Below are 8,138 nucleotides of genomic sequence, written 5' to 3' on the forward strand. Positions count from 1 at the left end.
GGTGTGCTCTGGGTATCGTTGGGGGGGTTGGTGTTTCGGCGCTGTTCTGTGTGGTTCTGCCACTGCCAGTTTGTCGAGCACCTTCGTCTCAAACGGAGCGTTCGCGACATCGGGCGACGCCTGGGGACGTCCGACCCGTCACTTCCGAGCCGCGAGCACCGCGTCGTAAAGCTCCTTTTTGGACACTCCAGCAGCCTCCGCCACCTCAGCGGCCACGGCCTTCAGCCGCTCCCCACCCGCGACCCGAGCACTGACCTCCCCCACGAGATCCGCCACCGACACCGACCGCGGCTCCGCCCCGGCCAGCACCACGGTGATCTCGCCACGTACCCCATCGGCAGCCCACGAGGCCAACGACGAAAGAGACCCGCGCTTGATCTCCTCATACGTCTTGGTCAGCTCGCGGCACACCGCGGCCTGACGATCGGCGCCCAACACCGAAACAGCATCGGCCAGAGTGCTCGCCAGCCGATGCGGCGACTCGAAGAACACCACAGTCCGCTGCTCGGCAACCAACGCCGACAGCCACTTCGCGCGCTCCCCCGGCTTACGCGGCGCGAAACCCTCGAAACAGAACCGGTCACACGGCAAACCGGACAAAGCGAGCGCGGTCGTCACCGCCGACGGCCCCGGCAGGCACGTCACCGGCAGATCCTCCGAGACACACGCGGCCACGAGCCGGAAGCCCGGGTCGGACACGCTCGGCATCCCGGCGTCGGTCACCAACACGACAGTCTCGCCCGACCGCAGGGACTCGACGAGCTTCGGCAACCGTGACGTCTCGACGTCCTCATAGAAGCTCACGACACGCCCGCGCGGCGTGACGCCGAGAGCGGCGGCCAGCGCACGCAGGCGGCGGGTGTCTTCGGCGGCGATGACGTCGGCGTCGGTCAGCGCCTCGGCCAGCCGGGGCGACGCGTCGCGCACGTCCCCGAGCGGGGTGGCCGCCAGCACCAGACGACCTGCCGTCGGGGAGGAACTCATGGCCGCACCCTATAAGGCCCGTGACAACCCCGGCGAATGTCACCGATCCGCACGACGAGCGAACAGGCCCGGCCGTAGTATCAGGCCCCGTGACCGCACTGCTGACCCGTCCCGACGACGAGGGCGTGCGGCCGGGCCCGGCCGAAGCGCCCCCATCCGACCGGGAGGCCACGCTGCTCGGCCGCGGGATGCCGACCGACCGCCTGCGCGGCTGGATCGTCACGCTCGTGCTCACCGTCATCGGCGCCATCGTCCGGATCCAGGATCTCGCCGGCGCCACCGACGTCGGCACCCCGGTCTTCGACGAGAAGCACTACGTCCCGCAGGCGTGGCAGATGCTGCGCAACGGCGGCTACGAGGACAACGCCGGGTACGAGCTGGTCGTCCACCCGCCGCTGGCCAAGCAGCTCATCGCGATCGGCGAATGGCTGTTCGGCTACAACGGCTGGGGCTGGCGGATCATGCCCGCGCTGGCCGGGACGCTGATCGTGCTGCTCACCATCCGCATCGCGCGGCGGCTCACCCGCTCGACGCTGCTCGGCGGGATCGCCGGGGTGCTGGTGATCTGCGACGGCGTACTGCACCTGCAGTCGCGGATGGGCATGCTCGACATCTTCATCGCGGTGTTCGTGCTGGCCGCGTTCTCCTGTCTGCTGTGCGACCGCGACCAGGTCAGGGAGCGGCTCGCGGTCGCGGTCCGTGAGGGCTGGATCGGCGAATCCCCGTGGGGCCCGAAGCTCGGGTTCCGCTGGTGGCGGTTCGCGACCGGCCTGATGATCGGCCTGACCTTCGGCGTGAAGTGGTCGGCGCTGTACTACATCGCCGCGTTCGGGCTGCTGTGTGTCGCCTTCGACGTCGCGGCGCGGCGCGCGGCGGGCGTCGAACGGCCGTGGCTCGGCACGCTCCGCCGGGACGTGCTGCCCGCGCTGTGGGCGATCCTGATCATCCCGTTCCTGATGTACCTGGCGGCGTTCTGGGCGTGGTTCGCCAGCGAGACCGGCACCGACCGGCACTACACCGAGATCAAGGACATCGCCCCCGGGTTCTGGGGCTGGGTGCCGCCGGCGCTGCGCTCGCTCGGCGACTACGCGATGAACGTCCTGCACTTCCACGAGACGCTGCTGACGCCGAAGACCAACCCGCATCCGTGGGAGTCCAAGCCGTGGACCTGGCCGATGGGCCTGCGGCCGATGCTCTACTACACCAACGGCAACCTGACCGGCTGCGGTGAATCGCGCTGCACCTCGATCACGATGCTCATCGGCACCCCGGCGATGTGGTGGCTGGCGCTGCCGATGCTCGGCTGGGGCCTCTGGCGCTGGTTCTTCCGCGCGGACTGGCGGTACGCCGCGGTGCTCGTCGGCTACTTCGCCGGCCTGCTGCCGTGGTTCACCAACATCGACCGGCAGATGTACTTCTTCTACGCCACGCCGATGGCCCCGTTCCTGGTGCTCGGGCTGACGCTGGCGCTCGGGCAGATCCTCGGCGGCGCCAAACGCGGGTTCGAACGCCGGGGCACCGGTCTGCTCGTCGTCGCGCTCTACGTCGGGCTGGTGGTGGCGAACTTCGCCTGGCTGTGGCCGATCCTGAACGGCGTCCCGATCACCAACGCGCACTGGCAGGCCGAAATGTGGCTGCCCTCCTGGCGTTAGCCCCCACTCACCCGGCGAAGTAGGCGCCGGGCGTGACGCCGACAGCGCGCCGGAAAGCCGCGACGAACGCGCTCGCCGACGCGTAGCCGACCCGTTCGGCCACGGTGGCGAGCGGCAGTCCGGCGGCCAGCAGCGGTAGCGACGCGCGCAGGCGTACTTGCGTCCGCCAGGTCCCGAACGTCATGTGGCATTCGCGGACGAAGATCCGTGCCAAGGTTCGTTCGCTCGCCCCCACCGCGCGGCCGAACTCGGCGAGCCCGCGCGGGTCGGCGGGGTCGGCGGTGACCGCGGTTTGGACGTCGACGGCCCGCGGGTCCGACGGCGCGGGTACCGCGATCGGGACGACGTCGAGGGGTTCCAGCAGGTCGAACGCCACTGCCTCGGCGCGGCGCCGCGGCTGTTCGGGCAGGTCCGGATCGGTGAGGTGATCCAGCAGTTCGCGCAGCAACGGCCGGACCGCGACCATGCGGGGTTCCGGCCAGCTCACCGGGCACCGTGGCGGATCGGCGTAGATCCCGAGCATCACCGCGTGGCCGATCGAACCGCTGCGATGCCGGACGCCGGCGGGCAGCCACAGCGCGCGGGTCGGGGGCAGGACCCAATGCGCCTCGCCGACGTTCACCGCGAGCACGCCGCGCGCCGCCCAGACGAGCTGGTGATGGCTCTCGTGCTCATGCCACGGCGTCCACGTTCCGGCCGGGAAGTCGAACGCGCCGAGCAGCATCGCACCGGACTGCCCGTGAAATTGACCGTTTGGCGACATCACTTGTCAGGCTATCGCCTTCCGGCCACGATCGCGCCTGCCTACCGTCGGATGCATGCCGATGAACTTCCTGCACCGCAAGCTCTGCAGCTCGGAATTCTGGGCCAAGAAGATCGACGACGTCCTGCCGGAGTTCCTGGACGGCTTCGACCTCGGCGACGACGTCCTCGAGATCGGCCCCGGTTTCGGCGCCACCACGAACGTCCTGCTGCGGCGGACCTCGTCGTTGACCGTGATCGAGGTCGACGACGCGTCGAGCCGCCTGCTCCGGGACAAGTACGGGGACCGTGCCGAGGTCGTGCACGGCAGCGGCGCCGAAATGCCGTTCGAGGACGGGCGGTTCTCCGCGGTCGTGTGCTTCACGATGCTGCACCACGTGCCGACGGCCGCACTGCAGGACGCGATCTTCGCCGAGGCGGCGCGGGTGCTGCGGCCGGGCGGGCTGTTCCGCGGTACCGACAGCCAGTCCAGCCTCGCGTTCCGGCTGCTGCACATCGGCGACACGATGAACGTCGTCGACGCCGATGCCCTGCCGGAGCGGCTGCGGCGGGCCGGGTTCGCCGAGGAACAGGTGCGCCACGTGCCCAAGGAGTACGTCGAGTTCTCCGCGGTCAAGCCCGCGGCCTGACGTCAGCGACGCGGCGGCGGCTGCACCTGCCTCGTGCGCTGCGGTTGCCGGGGAACGAGCTGGGTGACCGGGCCGTCCGGCGACTTGCCCGCGCGGGCGAGCCAGCCTTCGACCTCGCGGCGCACCGCGTTCAGCGTCGGGCGGCGCCGGGGTTCCTGGTCGAGCGAGGCGCTCAGGATCCGGGTGTGCGCGCTGCGCTGGGGCAGGCGGGACACCGGTTCGGCACGCGCGGCGGCCATCAGCGCGGCCATCGGCGTCTCACGGGTGCCGCGCGGCGGCTGTCCGGACAGCGCGTAGCTCACGGTCGCGGCGAGCTGCCACGCGTCGGACGCGGGGCTCGCGGGGGCGCCCATGGCGGTCTCCGGGGCGACGAAGTCGGGCGTGCCGATCATCATCCCGGTCGCGGTCAGCTTCGAATCGCCCTGGCTGCGCGCGATCCCGAAGTCGATCAGATGGGCCAGCCCACCGGGGTCGATGATGATGTTCGACGGCTTGAGGTCGCGGTGCAGCACGCCCTTGTCGTGTGCGGCGGCCAGCGCCCCGGCCATCGTCGACCACAGCCGTCCGGCGGCGATGTCGTCGAGCGGGCCGTGGGCATCGACGATGTCGGCGAGCGCGCGGCCCTCCAGGTACTCCATCACCAGCGCGAGTCCGTCGGGTTCCTCGACCAGGTCGTAGACCTTGACGCAGTTCGGGTGGTTCACGACGGCGAGGGCGCGAGCCTCGCGCTGCATCCGCTCCTCGGTGTCGCGGTCCGGGGCGTGCGCGATCTTCAGCGCGACGGTGCGGTTGAGCTGGGTGTCGACGGCCTGCCACACGGTGCCGAACCCCCCGGCACCGAGCTGCCGGACACGCCGGTAGCGGCTGCCGCCCGCGTTGCGTGAGCCGGGCGGCGGCGGGACCGGGCCCGGTATGGCAGCGAGTGCCGGAGGTTCGGGAGCCTGCGCGAGCGCCGTCGCCGGGTACTGCCGCGGTGGCGGCGGAACGGGCGCGGCCTGCGAGGGCGGCTGCTGGGGCGGGCGCTGCGGTTCCGGGTCGCGCTTCTCCTGCACCGACCGGTGGATGACCGACCACGGCGGCGGCCCGACCAGCGCGACCGGGATCAGCCCCAGCACGCTGAACGGGAGGAAGCCGAGCCAGAAGTGGACCGCGGTGTTGGCCTCCATCGACACGCTGACCAGCACCATGACCACGAACGGGATCCAGAAGAACCGGGACGGCCACTTCGGGCCGCGCCGGAACGCCGTCCGCGCCTGGAGCATGACGAACAGCAGCGACGCGGCGGGCAGCGCGATGAGCGCGACCAGGTAGTAGACGTAGGAGATCTGCAGGCCGTGCGGGTAGAACAACGTCTCGTAGATGTTCTGGCCGCCGCCGAGATAGGTCTTCTGCGGGCCGATGAAGTCCGCGTAGGACTTGTCCATCGTCGCCAGCTCGGCCTTCGACAGGCCGCTCTTCTCCCCGGCGTTCACCGCGCGGTAGACCTCGGAGATGCCGACGGACAGCAGCCACGGCAGTACCAGCGTGCTGACCACGCCGATCCCGCCGAACACCGACAGCGTCACCGCGTCGTAGCGGTTGCCGGTCCCCTTGCGGACGATCGCGACGGCGAGTGCGCCGATCGCGGGCACCAGTGCGACGAGCGCGCCGGCGGTACTCGTCGCCCAGACCCAGTCACCGGGCCAGATTCCCGGCCCGAACAGGGAATGCGCGAGCGAGAGCAGTGCGCTCGCGAGTCCGCCCACCGCCTGGCTCCCCTCACCGTCTGTGTTGTCCCGTGACGTCTCCGTGACGCCACGAGCTTGTTCCCCCGTGGTCCAGCTTAGGACGCTCACCGTTCCCGCGAGGTTGCCGGGTATGTGGCACAGCCCATCCTCCGTAGTGGTCCTGTGACTCCGCTGATAGCGCCCGGCTCCGGCGTCCAGGTTCACCTGAATACCGCAATCACGACGTCGAGTGCCTGAGCCGCCCCGCGTGGAGCGGGCCCTTCACCCGATGTCGGTGATTCCCCGACCGACGAAGCCGAGGCCCGGCGAGCCACCAGTCGATTACGGAAAGTTATCGCCAGGGAGCGGTGGCTAGTTTCGCGGCACCCCGCGCCGACCACCTGCCGGTTCATCCACTGTGGACACGTCACCCTGCGCAGCACTCCGGCAAGACTTCACGGAAAACGCCGCCGCCGGCGCCCGGACGCGCGCCGCTCGTTCATGCGGCCGTCACGCTGAGCCGATCACCGGTCTGGACCAGTACGACGAAGGAGTGTTGTGCTCCACACCACATTGGTCTATACCTCTTTAACGACTCTCCTGATCCCCGACCGGAGGTGCTCCGTGAGGAAGCGCTTGTCCAGAGCCGTGCTGGGCGCGGCCGTCGTGAGTCTCGCGACTCTCGGCCTGCCCGCGCTGGCAGGCTCGGCGACGGCCGCCGAAGCCGATCGTCACCAGGGAAACACCGAACGCAGCGTGACCGACGTCGTCCCCGCGCCCGTCGAGGCGAAGGCCGACGCCAAGGCGAGCTTCCAGCTCTCGCCGTACACCGTCATCCGCGCCGACAAGGGCGCGAACCAGGTCGCGGACTACCTCCGCGACCTTCTCCGCCCGGCCACCGGTTACCGGCTGCCGGTCGTGTCCAAGAACTGGGGTGCTCCGGCGATCTCGCTGGAGCTGGGCCACGCCGACAAGCGCGTCGGCACCGAGGGCTACCAGCTCGACGTGTCCCGCCACGGCGTGACGCTCAAGGCCAACACCGCCGACGGCCTGTTCACCGGCGTGCAGACGCTGCGTCAGCTGCTGCCGTCGGCGATCGACGCGAAGTCCGTGCAGCACCGCCGCTGGACCGTCTCGGGCGGCTCGATCCTCGACTACCCGCGCTTCGGCTACCGCGGCGCGATGCTCGACGTCGCCCGGCACTTCTTCAACCCGGACCAGGTCAAGACCTACATCGACCAGATCGCCCAGTACAAGATCAACACGCTGCACCTGCACCTGGCCGACGACCAGGGCTGGCGCATCGAGATCAAGAGCTGGCCGCGGCTGGCGACCTACGGCGGCCAGACCCAGGTCGGCGGCGGCAAGGGCGGCTACTACACGCAGGAGCAGTACAAGGACCTGGTGGCCTACGCGGCCTCGCGGCACATCACCGTCGTGCCGGAGATCGACATGCCCGGCCACACCAACGCGGCGCAGGCCTCCTACGCCGAGCTGAACTGCGACGGCGTCGCGCCGCCGCTGCGGACCGACATCGAGGTCGGCTACAGCTCGCTGTGCATCAACAAGGACATCACGTACAAGTTCCTCGACGACGTGATCCGCGAGATTTCGGCGCTGACGCCGGGCAAGTACGTCAACATCGGCGGCGACGAGGCCCACGCGACCAAGCCGGAGGACTACCTGACCTTCGAGCGCAAGGTCCAGCCGATCGTGGCCAAGTACGGCAAGCTGATCACCGGCTGGCACGACATCGCCAAATCGCAGCCGCCGACCTCGGCGATCCCGCAGTTCTGGGACACCGTCGGCACCAACGCGGACGTCGCCGCGGCCGCCGCGCGGGGCAACAAGATCCTGTTCTCGCCGGCGAACAAGGCCTACCTCGACATGCAGTACAACAAGGACAGCCCGCTCGGCCTGCACTGGGCCGGGTACGTCGAGGTCAAGGACGCCTACGACTGGGATCCGGCCACGTACCTGCAGGGCGTGTCGGAAAGCCAGGTCGCCGGCGTCGAGGCCCCGCTGTGGTCGGAAACGCTGCTGAACAACGACCACATCGAGTACATGGCCTTCCCGCGGCTCGCCGGGCACGCCGAGATCGGGTGGTCGCCGAAGTCGACGCACAACTGGGACGCCTACCGGGCGCGGCTGGCCAAGCAGGGCCCGCGGTGGACCGCGCAGGGCATCGACTTCTACCGCTCCCCGCAGGTCGACTGGAAGTAAAACCCATCCCCCGATGATCCGTGGGGGCCTCCCCGAGGGACTCAGACTCCCTCAAGGAGGCCCCCACGGCCTTTTCGGCCCGGGGTCCGGATCGCCGCGGTCGAGCACCCCAAGGGGTGTGCCGGGGTGGTGTCGCGAATGGCGCATTGGGGACGTTGAACGCCGTCAATGCCCCATTCGCG

At 69.9% G+C, this 8,138-nt stretch carries 6 protein-coding genes; 3 read left to right on the forward strand and 3 right to left on the reverse strand.

Features of this window, described 5'->3' with window-relative positions:
* Positions 1 to 138: 138 nt before the first annotated feature.
* Positions 139 to 984, reverse strand: a complete 846-nt coding sequence (gene rsmI, locus ACFWX1_RS05450) for a 16S rRNA (cytidine(1402)-2'-O)-methyltransferase (RefSeq protein WP_378384124.1) — start codon at positions 982 to 984, stop codon at positions 139 to 141.
* An 89-nt stretch (positions 985 to 1,073) separates the two neighbouring features.
* Here rsmI and ACFWX1_RS05455 point away from each other — a divergent pair, with 89 nt between their 5' ends.
* Positions 1,074 to 2,636, forward strand: coding sequence for a dolichyl-phosphate-mannose--protein mannosyltransferase (locus ACFWX1_RS05455; RefSeq protein WP_378384126.1), 1,563 nt, complete (start codon positions 1,074 to 1,076; stop codon positions 2,634 to 2,636).
* Positions 2,637 to 2,643: 7 nt separating this feature from the next.
* On the opposite strand, the gene ACFWX1_RS05460 is transcribed toward ACFWX1_RS05455, so the two are convergent.
* Positions 2,644 to 3,399 (reverse strand): helix-turn-helix domain-containing protein, encoded by a 756-nt coding sequence (locus ACFWX1_RS05460; RefSeq protein ID WP_378384128.1) that lies wholly within the window; start codon positions 3,397 to 3,399, stop codon positions 2,644 to 2,646.
* A 55-nt stretch (positions 3,400 to 3,454) separates the two neighbouring features.
* On the opposite strand from ACFWX1_RS05460, the gene ACFWX1_RS05465 reads away from it, so the two are divergent.
* Positions 3,455 to 4,027, forward strand: coding sequence for a class I SAM-dependent methyltransferase (locus ACFWX1_RS05465; protein WP_378384130.1), 573 nt, complete (start codon positions 3,455 to 3,457; stop codon positions 4,025 to 4,027).
* Positions 4,028 to 4,029: 2 nt separating this feature from the next.
* On the opposite strand, the gene ACFWX1_RS05470 is transcribed toward ACFWX1_RS05465, so the two are convergent.
* A complete protein-coding gene (locus tag ACFWX1_RS05470) occupies positions 4,030 to 5,772 on the reverse strand; it encodes a serine/threonine-protein kinase (protein WP_378384132.1) in 1,743 nt (580 codons plus the stop codon).
* Between the two features lie 585 nt (positions 5,773 to 6,357).
* On the opposite strand from ACFWX1_RS05470, the gene ACFWX1_RS05475 reads away from it, so the two are divergent.
* Complete coding sequence (locus ACFWX1_RS05475) at positions 6,358 to 7,956, forward strand: beta-N-acetylhexosaminidase (RefSeq protein WP_378384134.1); 1,599 nt, start codon at positions 6,358 to 6,360, stop codon at positions 7,954 to 7,956.
* Positions 7,957 to 8,138: the final 182 nt, after the last annotated feature.

It is taken from the genome of Amycolatopsis sp. NPDC059021 (assembly GCF_042739895.1).
GTDB lineage: Bacteria > Actinomycetota > Actinomycetes > Mycobacteriales > Pseudonocardiaceae > Amycolatopsis.